Consider the following 16,142-nt stretch of genomic DNA (forward strand, 5'->3'; position numbering starts at 1 on the left):
CCCATCCTACTGACGACCCACGGCGTGAGAACTTCACAGTGTGGCCGTATCTGTTTCCCGTGAACCGTGTTGACTCGGTTCACAAGCTCTGCTGTGATTGACCCATCGCACCAGACATCCTCAATGTCCGGGAGGACACACCCATGTCGTACGACACCCAGGTCCCGCCCGCCGCCCCGCACCGGGCCATGCGCAACGGCCTCGGCACCGCGGCCCTGATCCTCGGCATCATCGGCACGCTCTCCGGCCTCGTGCCGTTCTTCTTCTGGCTGGCGGGCATCCTGGGCCTGATCGCCCTGATCCTCGGGCTCGTCGGCAAGGGCCGGACGAAGCGCGGCGAGGCGAACAACAAGGGAGTGGCGCTCACCGGCGCGATCCTCGGCCTCGTCGCCCTGATCCTCTCGGTCGTCGGCGCGGTCATCACGTTCACGGCGGTCAGCGACGCGGTCGACGAGATCGACAAGGCCATCAAGGACTCCGCGCCCAAGGACCCGGCGGCCAAGAACCTGGCGGACGGCGACACCTCGGTCTACGACGACGACCTCAAGGTCACGGTCTCGGACCCGAAGGCGTACAAGCCCGGCGAGTTCGCGGCCGGCCACACCGAGGGCAACAAGGCGTACCAGGTCACCGTGGTCATCGAGAACGGCGGCAAGAAGAAGTTCGACGCCACCCTCGTCACGCTGACCGGCCGCGCCGGGACGAACGGCGTCGCGGCCGAGCAGATCTTCGACGAGAAGGTCGGCACGGGCTTCCAGGGCGCCGTCCTGCCCGGCAAGAAGGCCACCCTCACCGTCGCCTTCGACACCCCCAAGGACGCCAAGAACCTGACGGTCGAGGTGAACCCGGGCTTCGACTACAACGCCTCGCAGTGGGAGCTGAAGCTCGGCTGACCCGGCCGCGACCGGCCGCCCGCGAGGACCGGGGCCCTTCGGGGCCCCGCCCCTGCCCGCCCCCCGGACCCCGCTCCCGCATACCCTCCCCCGTACACACACCCCTCTTCCGGAGAAGAACCCCATGCGCGCCCCCGCCCCCACCTCCTCCCGCCCCCGTGCCGGCCGCACCGCCGCCACCGCGCTCCTGTGCGCCGCCGTCGCGGCCGGCGCCGCCGCCTGCGGCCCGTCCCCGGTGGAGGCGAAGCCCGCGGGGCCCTACGCCGAGCTGACCGGGTCGCAGATCGTCGACAAGGCGTTCGCGGCGACGGCGGCGGCGAAGTCCCTGACCGTGGACGTCGACCTGACGTCCGAGGGCGAGCGGACGAGGTCCTACGTCTCCTTCGACGGCACCGGGAAGTGCACCGGCACGGTGACCACGGGCACGGCCGCCACGACCGAACTGATCAGGGCCGACCGGAAGAACGTGTACCTGCGCTTCGACGAGGCCGCCCTGAACGAGGAGTCCGAGGGCGAGTCGCCGGAGGTGCGGGAGGCCATGCTCAAGACCCTCAGGGGCCGCTGGGTTGAGCTGCCGGCCTCCGACCCCGACGCAAAGGATGCCGTGGAGCTGTGCGACCCGGAGAAGCTCCTCGGCGGGTTCGAACAGGGGGCGAGCGGGATCGAGCGGGGCGCGGAGACCACCGTCGGCGGGCAGAAGGCGCTCGCGCTGACGGAGCCGGACGGCAACGCGACCAGGACCGTGTACGTGGCCACGGAGGGCACGCCGTACGTCCTCAGGATCGTCACGAAGGGCGGCGACGAGCCGGGGACGATCACCTTCAGCCAGTACGGGAAGCCGGTCACGGCGAAGGCCCCGGCCCCGAAGGACATCGCGGACCTGGACTGAGCCCGGGGGGGGCGAAGCCCGGACCGGGGGGCCGGGCTTCAGGAGGGGAAAAGCGTGAGGAGGGCCGTCGCAGGGGAGCGGCCCTCCTCACGCGTGCGCGTGCGCGTGCGGGACGGTGCGGACGCGTCAGACGCGGTGCCGGACCCACACGTTCGGCTCGACGTAGACCGCGTAGCCGCGCGCGGCCTCGCAGTGGACCGGGACGAGCGCGCCCTCGACCTCGACCGGGCCGTCCGTGTCGAAGGGGAGGCCGGTCCACTTCCGCCACTGCTCGACGGAGCCGGGGACGGTCATCGACGCCGGGGCCACCGCCTCGATCGTGCCGCCCGCGCGCACGTGGACGCGGAGCCACGGGTCGTGCGGCAGGCCGTCGGACGCGCGGGTGCGGAAGGCGTACTCGTGGATGGACGCCCCGGCCTCCCGGTGCTTGCCGTTGGGGCGGACCGGGGCGACCAGCTCGGAGAAGCCGCGCGCGGCCGTGTTCTCCCGCAGGGCGGACAGCATCCGGTGCGAGACGCCCTGCCCCAGGTGGGCCTTGTCGACCGTGATCTCGATCGCGCTGACCGTGTCGGGCTCCCGGCCCTGCTTCAGGTCGGAGAAGGCCCAGAGCAGCACCTCGTCCCAGCCCCGGTCGGGCAGCGCGCGGCGGCCGTCCAGGTCCATCCGGAAGGGGACGCTGAAGCCGCGCGCGACGAACTTCCCGTCGGCGTCGGTGGCGACGAGCACGTACTCCGGGAGCTGCCGCACGATCTGGCCCATGTTCGCCCAGCCCACCGGGTCGTACATCATGAACTCGGGCCAGAGGTGGCGCATGTCCCACATCGGCCCTTCCAGCTCGGGGCGTTCGGCGAGGGTCGATATGTTCAGGTCCATGGCCGCAGACTAAAGATCATCACGGCGGCGGCCAACCGGTTTTCCCCCGCTCCCCCGCAGGTCTTCCCGCCGGGCCGCCCCGCTACGGAAGCTTCTGCTGCGGGCACTCCCGCAGGATCCGCTTCATCGCGTCCCGCTCCCCCTCCGTCACCCACACCCCGTACTTCTTCTTCACCGCGACCTGCCGGGCCACGTACGTGCAGCGGTACGCGCCGTTCGGCGGCAGCCAGGTCGCCGCGTCGCCGTCGGACTTGCGGCGGTTGGTGGCGGCGTCGACGGCGAGCAGGTTGAGCGGGTCGTTGGCGAAGCGGCGCCGGGTCTCCGCGTTCCACTGCTGCGCCCCCTTCTGCCAGGCGTCGGAGAGCGCCACGACGTGGTCGATGTCGACCTTGCTGCGGCCCCGGACGTAGGTGACGGTGGTGCCGGTGTACGGGTCGTCGGTGAGGGTGCCGGAGGCGACCTTGCAGTGGCCGTCCGTGTACCGGACCCCGGTCAGGTCCCGCTTGAGGATGTCGTCGCGGGTGCCGCAGCCGTTCCTGTCGACGTCCGCCCAGGCCTGGCCGAACTCCTCCCGGTCGTACCCGGTCTTCGGGGCACGGCCCTTGACGGTGAGGGCGTCCACGGCGGCGAGGGCCGAGCCGGACGCGGCGGGCCGTCCCTCCGTACCCCCGCCGGGCACGGGGGAGCAGGCGGCGGTGGCGAGGGCCACGGCGGCGAGGGCCGAGGCGGCGAGGGTCCTTCGGTACGTCGGCACCATGAAATCCTAGGTCGGACGGCGAGGAGGCCCTTCGGCCCCGGGGCGAACGGATTCCCCCCGCACCGGCCCGTCACACCTGCCCGGACCCGGCACGCCCCGGCCGCTCACACCTTGCCGATGCCCAGCGTGTTCTCGGCGGGCAGCAGGCCGGAGCCGATCGCGGCGAGCCAGGGGCCGCCGAGCAGGTCGGCGAGGCGGCCGGTGTCCTCGGGGCCGAGGGCGGCCCAGGGCCCGGCGGCCAGCTCGTCCGTGTGCCGCTCGATCCCGGCCCGCAGGGCCCGTCCGGCGTCGGTGGCCGCGCCGTCCGCGGCCACGAGCCCCCGGGCGGCGAGCCGGTCTCGGGCGGCGGACCACTCGGCGGCGGACCAGCCCCGGCTCGCGAAGACGGACTCGGGCGCGGCGCCGACCGCCGCGAAGGAGACGAGCGCCTCGACCGGGTCGAGTCCGGCGGCCAGGAGGGCGGCGAGGTGTCCGTCGCCCCGGTGCTCGCGCAGGACCGTCGCGGCCTGCCAGAGGACGAGGTGCGGGGCGTCGGGCCAGGGCAGTTCGGCGTTGGCGGCGGCGAGCGGCCGGCCCCCGCACCCGGCGGCCTCCGCCGCCCGGCGGGCCAGCGCGGCGGCCTCGGCGAGGCCGGGGCCCGCGACCGCGTCCTCGCCGAGGACGGCCCGGTAGGTGCGGTCGACGGCCCGGAGCCGGGCGGCGAGCACGTCGGCGGGGTCGGCGGTCGTCCAGGCGGCGGGGACGTACCGGGCGACCGTCGCCGGGCTGAAGCTGTAGAAGGCGGAGGCCACCCGGACCGGTCCGGCGGCGCCGAGCGGCGCGGCGCGCCAGGCGAAGTAGGAGGGCCAGCGCTCGCCGGTGCCGTACCCGAGGGCGGCGGCCTCGTCGAAGGCCTCGGGGGCGTAGTAGAGCAGGGCGTGCAGCGGTTCGAGCAGGTGCCACATCCGGCGTGCGCGTCCGGGTTCCACGGCGTTCTCCCTCACGGTCGCCCCTCCCATGTCTTGTCACTGACAAGATTGCGCCCGGCCCGTGAACTTGTCAATGACTAGATGAGGGCTAGGCTGGTCCCATGACGACCCGGAGCACCTACCACCACGGCGACCTGCGGCAGGCCGTCCTCGCCGCCGCCCTCGACGTCATCGCCGCCGAGGGGCCCGGGGCGCTGAGCCTGCGGGACCTCGCCCGCCGCGCCGGCGTCTCGCACGCCGCGCCCGCCCACCACTTCAAGGACCGCACCGGGCTCCTCACCGCCGTCGCGGCCGAGGGCCACGACCTCCTGGCCCGGACCCTGGCGGACACCCCCGACCTGCGCGAACGGGGCGTGCGGTACGTACGGTTCGCGGTGGAGCACCCCGCCCACTTCCAGGTCATGTTCCAGCCGGACCTGCTGCGCGCCGACGACCCGGACCTGCGCGCCGCCAAGGAGCGCGCCTCCGCCGAACTGCGCGCCGGCGTGGCCGACCTGGACGGCATCCCCGACGGCCCCGGCGCCCCCGGCGCGCGCGAGGCCGGCATCGCGGCCTGGTCGCTCGCCCACGGCTTCGCGACCCTGCTCCTCACCCACAACGTGACGGACGCGCTGGGCGACCGGGACCCCGGGGAGTACTTCCGCGCGCTCACGGGTCTGCTCTTCACACGGCGGGGGTAGCGGCCGGTTCCGAAGAACCGGCCGCCACCCCGCACCTCACGACCCCAGGATCGTCGTCAGGAACTCCCCGGTCCACGCGAGCAGTTCGCGGCCCACCACCGGCTTGCCGCCGATCTTGCCCGTCGTCGGGCGCGGGACGAGGATCTGGTGGACGGCCGGCTTGATGACCGTGCGCGGGTACAGGCGCTTGAGGCGCAGCTCCTGGGACTCGCGCAGCTCCACCGGGGCGAAGCGGATGTTCGGGCCCTGGAGGACGATCTCGCCGACCCCGCAGGCACGGGCCAGCATCCGCAGGCCCGCCACCAGGAGCAGGTTCTCCACCGGCTCGGGCAGCTTGCCGTAGCGGTCGGTCAGCTCCTCCCGTACGGCCCTGATGTCCTCCTCCGAGTTGGCGGAGGCGATGGCCCGGTAGGCCTGGAGGCGCAGCCGCTCCCCCGGCGCGTAGTCGTGCGGCATGTGCGCGTCGACCGGCAGCTCGATCTTGACCTCCAGGGGCGGCTCCTCCTCCGCCCCGCCGTCGAGCGACGCCCGGTAGTCCGCGACCGCCTCGCCGACCATCCGCACGTACAGGTCGAAGCCGACGCCCGCGATGTGGCCGGACTGCTCGCCGCCGAGCAGGTTGCCCGCGCCCCGGATCTCCAGGTCCTTCATGGCCACGTACATGCCCGCGCCCATCTCGGTGTGCTGGGCGATCGTCGCGAGCCGCTCGTGCGCGGTCTCCGTCAGCGGCTTCTCCGGCGGGTACAGGAAGTACGCGTAGCCCCGCTCGCGGCCACGGCCGACCCGGCCCCGGAGCTGGTGGAGCTGCGACAACCCGAAGTTGTCGCCGCGCTCCACGATGAGGGTGTTGGCGTTGGAGATGTCGATGCCGGACTCCACGATCGTCGTGGAGACGAGCACGTCGAACTTCTTCTCCCAGAAGTCGACCACGACCTGCTCCAGGGCCTGTTCCGACATCTGGCCGTGGGCGGTCGCGATCCGCGCCTCGGGCACGATCTCGCGCAGCCGCGCCGCCGCCCGGTCGATGGAGTCGACCCGGTTGTGGATGTAGAAGACCTGGCCCTCGCGCAGGAGTTCGCGCCGGATCGCGGCGCCGATCTGCTTCTCCTCGTACGGGCCGACGAAGGTGAGGACCGGGTGGCGCTCCTCCGGCGGGGTGGTGATCGTGGACATCTCGCGGATGCCGGTGACCGCCATCTCCAGGGTGCGGGGGATGGGGGTGGCGGACATGGTGAGGACGTCGACGTTGGCCCGGAGCTTCTTCAGCTGCTCCTTGTGCTCGACGCCGAACCGCTGCTCCTCGTCCACGATGACCAGGCCCAGGTCCTTGAACTTCGTCTCGGAGGAGAAGAGGCGGTGGGTGCCGATGACGATGTCCACCGAGCCGTCCCGCAGCCCCTCCAGGGTCGCCTTCGACTCGCTCTCCGACTGGAAGCGGGACAGCGCCCGCACCTTCACCGGGAACTGCGAGTACCGCTCGGAGAAGGTCCCGAAGTGCTGCTGCACGAGGAGCGTCGTCGGCACCAGGACCGCGACCTGCTTGCCGTCCTGGACCGCCTTGAAGGCCGCCCGTACCGCGATCTCCGTCTTGCCGTAGCCGACGTCGCCGCAGATCAGGCGGTCCATGGGGACGGTCTTCTCCATGTCCTCCTTCACCTCGGCGATGGTGGACAGCTGGTCGGGCGTCTCCGCGTACGGGAAGGCGTCCTCCAGCTCGCGCTGCCAGGGGGTGTCGGGGGCGAAGGCGTGGCCGGGGGCCGCCATCCGCGCCGAGTACAGCTTGATCAGGTCGGCCGCGATCTCCTTGACGGCCTTCTTGGCGCGCGCCTTCGTCTTCGTCCAGTCCGCGCCGCCGAGCCGGTGCAGGGTCGGCGCCTCGCCGCCCACGTACTTGGTGACCTGCTCCAGCTGGTCGGTCGGGATGTAGAGCCGGTCGCCGGGCTGGCCGCGCTTCGCGGGCGCGTACTCCACGAGCAGGTACTCGCGGGTGGCGCCCTGCACGGTCCGCTGGACCATCTCGACGTACCGGCCGACGCCGTGCTGCTCGTGCACGATGTAGTCGCCGACCTCCAGGGTCAGCGGGTCGATCGTCTTGCGCCGCTTGGCGGGCATCCGCTGCCCGTCCTTGCCGGCCGCCTTCTGCCCGGACAGGTCGGTCTCGGTGAGGACGGCCAGTCTCAGGCCCGGGTCGACGAAGCCGTGGTCGATGGAGCCGCAGGCCACGTGGACGACCGAGGGCGCGATCCCGGTCAGGTCGGAGTCGAGGCGGGCGGCGATGCCCTCGCCGCCGAGGACCTCGACCGTGCGGGACGCGGGGCCGTGGGCCTCCGTCACGTAGACCGTGCGCCAGCCGTCGGCCAGCCAGCCCTTGGTGTCGGCGAGCGCGCGGGCGGTGTCGCCCCGGTACGACTCGGGGGCGCGCATGCCGAGGACGAGGGTGTCGCCGTCGGCGTCGGCCGCGTCCGCCGCGAACGGCGACACCGACCACCAGGGCATCCCGAGCTCGCGGGCCCGGTCGCGGACGTCCGCGATGCCCCACAGGGAGGCCGCGCCGACGTCGATCGGGGCCTCGCCGCCGCCGGCGGTCGCCGCCCAGGACGCCTGGAGGAACTCCTGGCTGGTGGCGACCAGGTCCGCCGCCCGGGTCCGTACCCGCTCGGGGTCGCAGACCACGGCCATGGAGCCCTTCGGCAGCACGTCGAGCAGCAGCTCCATGTCGTCGACGAGGACCGGCGCCAGGGACTCCATGCCCTCGACCGCGATCCCCTCCGCGATCTTGTTCAGGAGCTCGCCCAGCTCCGGGTGCTCCTCGGCGAGGGCCGCCGCCCGCTCCCGCACGGAGTCGGTGAGCAGCAGCTCGCGGCAGGGCGGCGCCCACAGGCCGTGCTCGGCGACCTCGAGGGACCGCTGGTCGGCCACCTTGAAGTAACGGATCTCCTCGACGTCGTCACCCCAGAACTCGATCCGGAGCGGGTGCTCCTCGGTGGGCGGGAAGACGTCCAGGATGCCGCCGCGCACGGCGAACTCGCCGCGCTTCTCGACCAGCTCCACCCGGGAGTACGCGGCGGCGGCCAGGCCCGCCACGATCTCGTTCAGATCGGCGGTCTGTCCGGACCGCAGTGCCACGGGCTCCAGGTCGCCCAGCCCCTTGACCTGCGGCTGGAGCACCGAGCGGACGGGTGCGACGACCACGCTGACCGGCCCGGCCGCCGGGTCGTCGTCCCTCGGGTGCGCGAGGCGGCGCAGCACGGCGAGACGGCGGCCGACGGTGTCGGAGCGGGGCGAGAGGCGCTCGTGCGGCAGGGTCTCCCAGGAGGGGTACTCGGCGACGGTGTCGGGGTCGAGGAGCGAGCGCAGCGCGGCGGCCAGGTCCTCGGCCTCCCGGCCGGTCGCGGTCACCGCGAGCACCGGCCGCCCCGAGTCCCGGGCGAGGGCGGCCACGGCGAAGGGGCGCGCGGCGGCCGGCCCGACCAGGTCCACGTGGGGCCGGTTCCCGTCGGCGGCGGCCTTCACCGCCTCGGCGAGGGCGGCGTCCTTGACGACGGCGTCGAGCAGACCGTGCAGGCTCATGGGGCTTTCCATCCCGGAACTGGAGGTGCGGACAACGCGAACCGCCCGACACGTCGCACGGGCCGGGTGGTCCCGGACGCGTTCGGCCCGGGCGTCCCCAGCCTACGACGTGCCACTGTCACTCGCCCGAAGGAACCCGGCCACTCGGGAGAGTGAGGCGGCTCGCTCGCGGACGGCTTGTACGACTAAGATTAGTCCGGTACTTAGTCCACTCTTGCTCCACCTAGCTGTGAGAGGCCGCGATGGAAGCAGCCCGGCAGTACAACGTCCACGAGGCGAAGACCCACTTCTCCAAGATCCTGGAGGCGGTCGCGACCGGCGAGGAGGTGATCATCAGCAAGTCCGGGGAACCGGTCGCGAAGGTGATCCCGCTGGCCGGAAAGGTCCTCCGCACCGACTACGGCTCCTTCCGGGGGCGCATCACCGTCGCCGACGACTTCGACGACCTCCCCGACGGCTTCGCCGAGGCGTTCGGGGACGAGGCGGACGAGACGTCCGGAGCCGCCGAGTGAAGCTCCTGCTCGACACGCACGTCGTCCTCTGGTGGCTCAACGGCGACCTCCCGGACGAGACCCGCGATCTCCTGGCCCGGGAACGCTGGGTGTACATGAGCGCCGTCACGCCGTGGGAACTCTCCGTCAAGCAGGCCACCGGCAAGCTCGACGCCCCCGCCGACGTGGCGGAACTGGCCGGGAGGACCCAGTTCCTGGCCCTCCCGGTCATCGCCGAGCACGGCATCCGCGCCGGCCGGCTCCCCGCCCACCACCGCGACCCCTTCGACCGGATACTGATCGCCCAGGCGCAGACCGAGGGGCTCACGCTGGTGACCCGGGACAAGCACATCCCCCGCTACGACGTCCCCGTGCTCACCGTCTGACGCAACGGCCACGGCCCCGGCGCGCACGCACCGGGGCCGCCCGTGTCCCGCCGTACGGCCGCTACTCGCTCGCGATCGCGTTCAGGACGTTCATCCGCCCCGCCCGGAACGCCGGGACCAGGGCCGCGAAGAGGCCCACGAAGGCCGAGGCGACGAAGACGGTGAGGATCGTCGGCCAGGGGATGTCCAGGACGCCGAGGCCCTCCAGGGCCAGGAGCTTCTGGGCGGCGGTGCCCCAGCCCATGCCCAGGCCGAGGCCGAGGAGCGCGCCGAAGAGGGCGATGACCACCGACTCCAGGCGGATCATGCGGCGCAGCTGGCGGCGGGAGAGGCCGATGGCCCGCATGAGGCCGATCTCCCGGGTCCGCTCGACGACCGACAGGGCCAGGGTGTTCACGACGCCGAGGACCGCGACGACGATCGCCAGGGCGAGGAGCCCGTACACGATGTTGAGGAGCTGTCCGACCTGGTCCTGGAGCTGCTCCTTGTAGTCGGCCTGGTTGCTGACCTTGTACTGCGGGTAGGGCGCGAGCGCGTCCTTGAGGGCCTGGTAGGCCTGCGTCTCCTGACCGTCCTTCGCGCCGGCGAGGAGGAGCAGGCTGTGCGGCATCCGGTCGGCCGGCAGGTACCGGGCGGCGGTGGTGACGTTGGTGTACATCGCCCCCTTGTCGACGTTCGCCTGGTCGGAGGTGATCGCCGCGACCTTCAGCTTCGCCGGCTTCCCGCCCTTGAAGGCGACGGTCAGCACGTCGCCGACCTTCACGCCGTGCGCGGTGGCGTAGTCGCTGCCGACGGACATGGCGTCCGGCCCGTAGGCGTCCGCGAGCCGGCCGGCGGTGGTCTCCCGGCGCAGGTCCCGCGCGTACGTCGGGTCGGCGGCGGCCAGGCCCTGTTCGGCCTTCTTGCCGCGCGGGTCGGTGACGGTGACGTCGAGCCACTTGTACTCGGTGACGTGGTCGATGCCGGGGGCCTTCTCCAGGGCGGCCTGCGCCTGCGGCACGATCGGCTGCCCGGTGCCGGACTGCACGATGAAGTCGGCGCCGACGGAGCGGTCCAGCTCCTCGGTGGCGGAGGCCACCATGGAGGAGCCGACCACCGACAGGCAGGCGACGAGCGCCAGGCCGATCATGAGGGCGGCGCCGGTGGCGCCGGTGCGGCGCGGGTTGCGCAGGGCGTTGCGCTCGGCCATCCGTCCGACGGGCCCGAAGACCCGCAGGACGACGACGCCGAGGGCGCGGACGACGACGCCGGCCAGCAGCGGGCCGACGACGACGAAGCCGAGCAGGGAGAGGACGACGCCGAGGCCGAGCCAGGCTGAGCCGGGGACGGCTTCCTCGGCGCGGGCGGCGGCCACCAGGGCGGCGGCTCCGGCGGCGGTGAGGGCGAGGCCGATCCCGCCCCGGACCCGGCCGGCCCTGCCGTCGGCGGGGGTGCCGGCGTCGCGCAGGGCGGCCATCGGGGAGATCTTCCCGGCGCGGCGGGCCGGGACGTAGGCGGCGAGGACGGTGACGACGACGCCGAGGACGACGCCGACGACCGGGGTCGTCCACTTCACGGTGAGGTCGCCGGTGGAGAGCTCCATGCCCACGGCGGACATCAGCTTCATCAGGCCGACGGCGAGGCCGACGCCCGCCGCGACACCGGCGGCCGAGCCGACCAGGCCGAGGAGCAGCGCCTCGATCAGGACGGAGCGGTTGACCTGCCTGCGACTGGATCCGATGGCCCGCATGAGGCCGATCTCGCGGGTGCGCTGGGCGACCAGCATGGAGAAGGTGTTGACGATGAGGAAGATGCCGACAAGGAAGGCGATCCCGGCGAAGCCGAGCATCGCGTACTTCATGACGTCGAGGAATCCGGCGAGCTCCTCGCGGCCCGCGTCGGCGGCCTCGGCGGCCGTCTGGAGCTTGTAGCCGCCGCCGACGGCGGCGGCGATGCCCGCCTTGAGGGCCTCGTCGCTCACGCCGGGCGCGGCGTCGGCCGTGATCTGGGTGAACAGGCCTTCCCTGCCGAGCAGTTCGCGCTGGGCGGTGGCGGTCTCGAAGTAGACGAGGGTGGCGCCGGGGTTGGTGACCTTGAACGCGGCGATGCCGGAGATCTTCGCGGTGAAGTCGCCGGTGACGGAGATGGTCCGCAGCTCGTCGCCGAGCTTCAGGCCGTGCTTCTCGGCGGTGGCGGCGTCCACGACGACGTCGGTGGGGCCGCGCGGCTCGTGGCCGGAGGCGATCTCCACCGACCGCAGCTCGTTCGGGCTCCAGTTGACGGCGATCGTCGGGGCGCCGCCGGTCGGGCCGACGTTCTTGTTCTTCGCGTCGACGACGGTGACGCTCAGGGAGGCGACCGCGCCCTGCACGTTCCGGGCGCCCTCCGCCTTCGCGACCTTGTCCAGGAGCGCGGCGGGGAGGGTCTCGGGCCGGCCGGTCTGCGGGGCCTCGTCGTCGGTCGCGCCCTCGGGGCTGACGGTGACGTCGGAGGCGGTGGTGGCGAAGAGCTTGTCGAACGTCGTGTTCATCGTGTCCGTGAAGACCAGGGTCCCGGAGACGAACGCGACGGAGAGCAGGACGGCGACGGCGGAGAGCGCCATCCGGCCCTTGTGCGCGAGGAAGTTGCGCAGGGAGGTCTTGAGGACGCTCATGAGGTCCGCCCGCGCGCGTCGAAGTCCTTCATCCGGTCGAGGACGGCCTCGGCGGTGGGCCGCTCCATCTCGTCGACGATCTTCCCGTCGGCGAGGTAGAGGACGCGGTCGGCGTAGGAGGCGGCGACCGGGTCGTGGGTGACCATGACGATGGTCTGGCCCAGCTCGTCCACCGAGGTGCGCAGGAAGCCGAGGACCTCGGCGCCGGCCCGCGAGTCGAGGTTTCCGGTCGGCTCGTCGCCGAAGATGATCTCGGGCCGGGCGGCGAGCGCGCGGGCCACGGCCACGCGCTGCTGCTGACCGCCGGAGAGCTCGTTCGGCCGGTGCCTGAGCCGCTCGGACAGCCCGACGGTGTCGACGACCCGGCGCAGCCAGTCGGCGTCCGGCCTGCGGCCCGCGATGTCCATCGGGAGCGTGATGTTCTCGATCGCGCTCAGGGTCGGCAGCAGGTTGAACGCCTGGAAGATGAAGCCGATCCGGTCCCGGCGGAGCTGGGTGAGCTTCTTGTCCTTGAGCCCGGTGATCTCGGTCTCGTCCAGGAAGATCTGCCCGCTGGTGACCGTGTCGAGCCCGGCGAGGCAGTGCATCAGGGTGGACTTGCCGGAGCCCGAGGGCCCCATGATCGCGGTGAACCGGCCACGGGCGATGTCCACGTCGACAGAGTCGAGGGCGACGACCCGGGTCTCCCCCGAGCCGTACGCCTTGACGACCTGGCGCGCCCGCGCGGCGACGGCCGTAGCCCCTCCGGTTCCCCCGGGCCTGGGGGTGGTCACAGCCGTGGTCACGGTTCTCTCCTCGGATCGGGGCGGTGATGGGTTTGTAGGTTCAAGTTAAGGACTCGGAGCGGGAGTTCTCCTCCTCCGCCGGTACGAACGGCCCCTGGGCCGTATGGGGGAGAAGCCCCTAAGGGTTCCTCCACCCGTGGTCCGAGTGGCACGCTGTCCCCGGGAATTTAGGTGTACGAAGAAAGGAAGGGCGTACGGTGACCGAGCCGTCGACGACACGGGCCGGAACCGGCCCGTCCTCCGCACCCGCCCCCGCGCACCGGAGGCCCGTCGTCGCCGCGCTCATGCTCGGCATGGGGCTCGCCGCGATCGACGGCACGATCGTGTCCACGGCCGTCCCGCAGATCGTCGGCGACCTCGGCGGACTCGCCGTCTTCTCCTGGCTGTTCTCCGGCTACCTGCTCGCCGTCACCGTCACCCTGCCGGTGTACGGGAAGCTCAGCGACACCTTCGGCCGCAAGCCGGTCCTGGTCGCCGGGGTCGTCCTCTTCCTCGTCGGCTCCCTGCTGTGCGCCGCCGCCTGGAACATGGCGTCCCTCATCGCCTTCCGGATCGTCCAGGGCCTCGGCGGCGGCGCGCTCCAGGGCACGGTCCAGACGATCGCCGCCGACCTGTACCCGCTGAAGGAACGCCCGAAGATCCAGGCGAGGCTGTCCTCCGTCTGGGCCGCCTCCGCGGTCGCGGGCCCGGCGGCCGGCGGCCTCCTCGCGGGCTACGCGGACTGGCGCTGGATCTTCCTGATCAACGTACCGGTCGGCCTGGTGGCGCTGTGGCTGATCTGCCGGTATCTGGTGGAGCCGGAACGGCCGACGGGGGCGGGCCTGCGGGCGGGGGCGGAGGCACACGCGCGCGTACGGGCGGGGGCAGGGAAAACGGAGGTACGCGCGCGCGTACGGATCGACTGGGCGGGCGCGCTCTGCGTCTTCGCGACCGGCGCCCTGCTCCTGACCGCCCTCGTCCAGGGCGGCGTGGCCTGGCCCTGGCTCTCGGCGCCCTCCCTCGGGCTCCTCGGCGGGGCGGCCGTCCTGGGCGCCGTGACCGTCCTCGTGGAGCGGCGCGCGGCCGAGCCGATCATCCCCGGCTGGGTCTGGCGCCGCCGCACGATCGCCGCCGTCAACCTCGCGCTCGGGGCCCTCGGCCTGCTCATGGTCGCCCCGACCGTCTTCCTGCCCACGTACGCCCAGTCCGTCCTGGGGCTCGGCCCGATCGCGGCCGGATTCGTCCTGTCGGTGATGACCCTGAGCTGGCCCATCAGCGCGGCGCTCTCGAACCGGGTCTACGCCCGCATCGGCTTCCGGCTCACCGCCGTCCTCGGCATCTCGGGCGCGCTGCTCGTCCTGCTCGCCTTCCCGCTGCTGCCGTTCCCCGGGGAGCCCTGGCAGCCGGCGCTCCTGATGCTGCTGCTCGGCGCGGCCCTCGGCCTCTTCCAACTGCCGCTGATCGTCGGCGTGCAGTCGACCGTCCCGTACGAGGAGCGGGGCACGACCACCGCGTCCGTCCTCTTCTGCCGCCAGGTCGGCCAGAGCGTCGGCGCGGCCGTCTTCGGCGCCGTCGCGAACGGCGTCCTGTCCGCCCGGCTCGGCGGGGACGGCGACCTGGACACCCTGGCCCGCGCCCTGGACTCCCCCGAGTCCCTGCCGCCCGCGACGACGGACCTCCTGCGCCGCGCGGTCGACGCGGCGGTGGACTACGTCTACCTGGGCGCGGCGGGGGCGGCGGCCCTGGCCCTCCTGGTCCTGCTGGTCCTGGCGCCCCGCCGCTTCCCGGTGCTGGGGGAGGAGAAGCAGCCCTAGGGCGTGGGGATCGTCAGGCAGAAGGGGTGCCCGGCCGGGTCCAGGAGGACCCGCCACCGGTCGGGACGGGGCTGGAGGGCGGGAACGGTCGCCCCCAGGGCGACGAGCCGGGCCTCCGCCTCCTCGAAGTCGTCGACGTCGACGTCGAGGTGCAGTTGCTGCGGGACGTCCCGACCGGGCCAGGACGGGGGCCGGTAACCCTCGACGCGCTGGAACCCGAGGAAGAGACCGGACCCGGCGGGCCCCCGGACGAGCCCCGCGAACTCGCCGTCCGAACGCTCGTGGAGCGGGAGGCCGGTGGCCCGGTGGCCCGGTGGTAGAAGTCGGCCAGGGCGAGGGGGTCGGCGCAGTCGAGCGTGACGGCCGTCAGCTTCATGATCATGAGGACGAACCCAGACGGCCGGTCCGCGACCACGCGATCCCCTCTCCCTTCCCGACCGGCGGATCGCCCGTCACCGGTCGTCACCTTCCGGGCGAGGAATCCGGCTCCTTCTTGGGTCCCGGGTCCGGCTCCCCCTCCGGCCCCCGCCCCGTCAGCGCCGCCAGCGAGTCGCGGATGTGCTCCATGTGGGAGTGGATCTCGTCCCGGGCCTCCTCGTGCTCCCGCAGGACCCGTTCCGTCGCGCGTTCGGTCCGTTCGGCCTTCAGGCGGGCGGCGGCGAGGAGTTCCTCCGCCTTCGCGTCCGCGTCCTCCCGGCCGTGCCGGGCCTGCTCCTCGGTCTCCGCCAGGGCCCGGCGGGCCTCCGCGAGACGGGTCTCCGCCTGTCCGATCGACTCGTCGTGGCGCGCGTCGAGTTCGGCCGTCCGCGCCTGCTCCCCGCGCTCGGTCTCCTCCCGTACCGCCTTCTGCTCGGCGGCCCGCTCCGCCAGGAGCTCCGCCGCGCGCCGTTCGGTCTCCCCGAAGGCCTCCCGGGCCGCCGACCGCAGCTCCGCCGCCTCGCGCTCCGCCTCCGCCGTCAGCTCCCCGGCCCGCTCCCCGGCCGCCTCCAGGGTCGCCCGGGCCGCCGCCTCCGCCGCCTCGCGGACGCCCTCCGCGTACGCCCGCGCCGACTCCGCCGCCTCCCGGCCCGCCGCGCCGGCCTCCTCGGCGAGGGCCTGCGCCTCGGCCTCGGCCGCGCGGACGAGCGCCTCGTCCTCCGCCTCGGCGAACTCCAGGATCTTCCGTGCCCGCTCGCCCAGCGACTCGTACCGCTGCGGCGGCAGCCCCTCGACGATCCCGCGGAGCCCCGCGAGCTCCGTCTCCCGCTCCGCCACCAGGGCGGTGAGCAGCACGGCCCGCTCCCGGGCGTCGTCGCGCTCGGCGGTGAGCGCGGCGAGGAAGCGGTCGACCTGCTCGGGGCGGTAGCTCCGTCCCCGCCCGACAGCGAAACCCATCCCTGACGCCCCTTCCCTGTGGTCCGAACTTCCAGGATGCTCCATCAGAAC

The 16,142-nt window shown here is 73.1% G+C and carries 14 protein-coding genes; 6 read left to right on the top strand and 8 right to left on the bottom strand.

Going from position 1 to position 16,142, the window contains the following annotated elements:
• The first annotated feature begins 143 nt into the window (after positions 1-143).
• Together AB0398_RS20710 and AB0398_RS20715 are read left to right on the top strand one after the other, a co-directional pair.
• On the top strand, positions 144-893 hold the full coding sequence (locus AB0398_RS20710) for a DUF4190 domain-containing protein (RefSeq protein ID WP_366377053.1): 750 nt from the start codon (positions 144-146) through the stop codon (positions 891-893).
• Between the two features lie 124 nt (positions 894-1,017).
• Positions 1,018-1,782, top strand: a complete 765-nt coding sequence (locus AB0398_RS20715) for a hypothetical protein (RefSeq protein WP_366377054.1) — start codon at positions 1,018-1,020, stop codon at positions 1,780-1,782.
• A 126-nt stretch (positions 1,783-1,908) separates the two neighbouring features.
• Here the strand turns inward: AB0398_RS20715 and AB0398_RS20720 are convergent, their stop codons facing one another.
• From AB0398_RS20720 to AB0398_RS20730, 3 genes are all read right to left on the bottom strand, one after another.
• Positions 1,909-2,655 (bottom strand): N-acetyltransferase, encoded by a 747-nt coding sequence (locus AB0398_RS20720; RefSeq protein ID WP_366377055.1) that lies wholly within the window; start codon positions 2,653-2,655, stop codon positions 1,909-1,911.
• Between the two features lie 82 nt (positions 2,656-2,737).
• Positions 2,738-3,409 (bottom strand): HNH endonuclease family protein, encoded by a 672-nt coding sequence (locus AB0398_RS20725; protein WP_366377056.1) that lies wholly within the window; start codon positions 3,407-3,409, stop codon positions 2,738-2,740.
• A 107-nt stretch (positions 3,410-3,516) separates the two neighbouring features.
• Positions 3,517-4,410, bottom strand: coding sequence for a hypothetical protein (locus AB0398_RS20730; RefSeq protein ID WP_366377057.1), 894 nt, complete (start codon positions 4,408-4,410; stop codon positions 3,517-3,519).
• A gap of 71 nt (positions 4,411-4,481) precedes the next feature.
• On the opposite strand from AB0398_RS20730, the gene AB0398_RS20735 reads away from it, so the two are divergent.
• Positions 4,482-5,060, top strand: coding sequence for a TetR/AcrR family transcriptional regulator (locus AB0398_RS20735; protein ID WP_366377058.1), 579 nt, complete (start codon positions 4,482-4,484; stop codon positions 5,058-5,060).
• 36 nt (positions 5,061-5,096) lie between these two features.
• Here the strand turns inward: AB0398_RS20735 and mfd are convergent, their stop codons facing one another.
• Positions 5,097-8,630 carry a transcription-repair coupling factor gene (mfd, locus tag AB0398_RS20740; protein ID WP_366377059.1) on the bottom strand — a complete coding sequence of 1,178 codons (3,534 nt, stop codon included), beginning with the start codon at positions 8,628-8,630 and terminating at the stop codon, positions 5,097-5,099.
• A 242-nt stretch (positions 8,631-8,872) separates the two neighbouring features.
• On the opposite strand from mfd, the gene AB0398_RS20745 reads away from it, so the two are divergent.
• Both AB0398_RS20745 and AB0398_RS20750 read left to right on the top strand, forming a co-directional pair.
• Positions 8,873-9,142 carry a type II toxin-antitoxin system Phd/YefM family antitoxin gene (locus tag AB0398_RS20745; RefSeq protein WP_366377060.1) on the top strand — a complete coding sequence of 90 codons (270 nt, stop codon included), beginning with the start codon at positions 8,873-8,875 and terminating at the stop codon, positions 9,140-9,142.
• Entirely contained in the window at positions 9,139-9,507 is a 369-nt protein-coding gene (locus AB0398_RS20750) for a type II toxin-antitoxin system VapC family toxin (protein ID WP_366377061.1), read from the top strand. Before AB0398_RS20745 ends, AB0398_RS20750 begins: the two co-directional genes overlap by 4 nt.
• Positions 9,508-9,568: 61 nt before the next feature.
• On the opposite strand, the gene AB0398_RS20755 is transcribed toward AB0398_RS20750, so the two are convergent.
• Positions 9,569-12,139, bottom strand: a complete 2,571-nt coding sequence (locus AB0398_RS20755) for an FtsX-like permease family protein (protein WP_366377062.1) — start codon at positions 12,137-12,139, stop codon at positions 9,569-9,571.
• Entirely contained in the window at positions 12,136-12,924 is a 789-nt protein-coding gene (locus AB0398_RS20760) for an ABC transporter ATP-binding protein (protein ID WP_366377063.1), read from the bottom strand. Before AB0398_RS20760 ends, AB0398_RS20755 begins: the two co-directional genes overlap by 4 nt.
• A 197-nt stretch (positions 12,925-13,121) precedes the next feature.
• Here AB0398_RS20760 and AB0398_RS20765 point away from each other — a divergent pair, with 197 nt between their 5' ends.
• Positions 13,122-14,717: an MFS transporter gene (locus tag AB0398_RS20765; RefSeq protein ID WP_366377064.1), complete on the top strand. Its 1,596-nt coding sequence runs from the start codon at positions 13,122-13,124 to the stop codon at positions 14,715-14,717.
• On the opposite strand, the gene AB0398_RS20770 is transcribed toward AB0398_RS20765, so the two are convergent.
• Together AB0398_RS20770 and AB0398_RS20775 are read right to left on the bottom strand one after the other, a co-directional pair.
• On the bottom strand, positions 14,714-15,163 hold the full coding sequence (locus AB0398_RS20770) for a VOC family protein (protein ID WP_366377237.1): 450 nt from the start codon (positions 15,161-15,163) through the stop codon (positions 14,714-14,716). The two genes, AB0398_RS20765 and AB0398_RS20770, sit on opposite strands and share 4 nt — an antisense overlap.
• 16 nt (positions 15,164-15,179) lie before the next feature.
• Positions 15,180-16,091, bottom strand: coding sequence for a cellulose-binding protein (locus AB0398_RS20775; protein WP_366377065.1), 912 nt, complete (start codon positions 16,089-16,091; stop codon positions 15,180-15,182).
• Positions 16,092-16,142 lie beyond the last annotated feature (51 nt).

This window comes from Streptomyces sp. NPDC086147 (assembly GCF_040702165.1).
Taxonomy (GTDB): domain Bacteria; phylum Actinomycetota; class Actinomycetes; order Streptomycetales; family Streptomycetaceae; genus Streptomyces.

What these genes read in the sequence shown, in the direction of transcription:
- AB0398_RS20710 (WP_366377053.1), top strand. Translation starts at nt 144, where the DNA reads ATGTCGTACGACACCCAGGTCCCGCCCGCCGCCCCGCACCGGGCCATG.
- AB0398_RS20715 (WP_366377054.1), top strand. Translation starts at nt 1,018, where the DNA reads ATGCGCGCCCCCGCCCCCACCTCCTCCCGCCCCCGTGCCGGCCGCACC.
- AB0398_RS20720 (WP_366377055.1), bottom strand. Translation starts at nt 2,655, where the DNA reads ATGGACCTGAACATATCGACCCTCGCCGAACGCCCCGAGCTGGAAGGG.
- AB0398_RS20730 (WP_366377057.1), bottom strand. Translation starts at nt 4,410, where the DNA reads ATGGGAGGGGCGACCGTGAGGGAGAACGCCGTGGAACCCGGACGCGCA.
- AB0398_RS20735 (WP_366377058.1), top strand. Translation starts at nt 4,482, where the DNA reads ATGACGACCCGGAGCACCTACCACCACGGCGACCTGCGGCAGGCCGTC.
- mfd (WP_366377059.1), bottom strand. Translation starts at nt 8,630, where the DNA reads ATGAGCCTGCACGGTCTGCTCGACGCCGTCGTCAAGGACGCCGCCCTC.
- AB0398_RS20745 (WP_366377060.1), top strand. Translation starts at nt 8,873, where the DNA reads ATGGAAGCAGCCCGGCAGTACAACGTCCACGAGGCGAAGACCCACTTC.
- AB0398_RS20755 (WP_366377062.1), bottom strand. Translation starts at nt 12,139, where the DNA reads ATGAGCGTCCTCAAGACCTCCCTGCGCAACTTCCTCGCGCACAAGGGC.
- AB0398_RS20775 (WP_366377065.1), bottom strand. Translation starts at nt 16,091, where the DNA reads ATGGGTTTCGCTGTCGGGCGGGGACGGAGCTACCGCCCCGAGCAGGTC.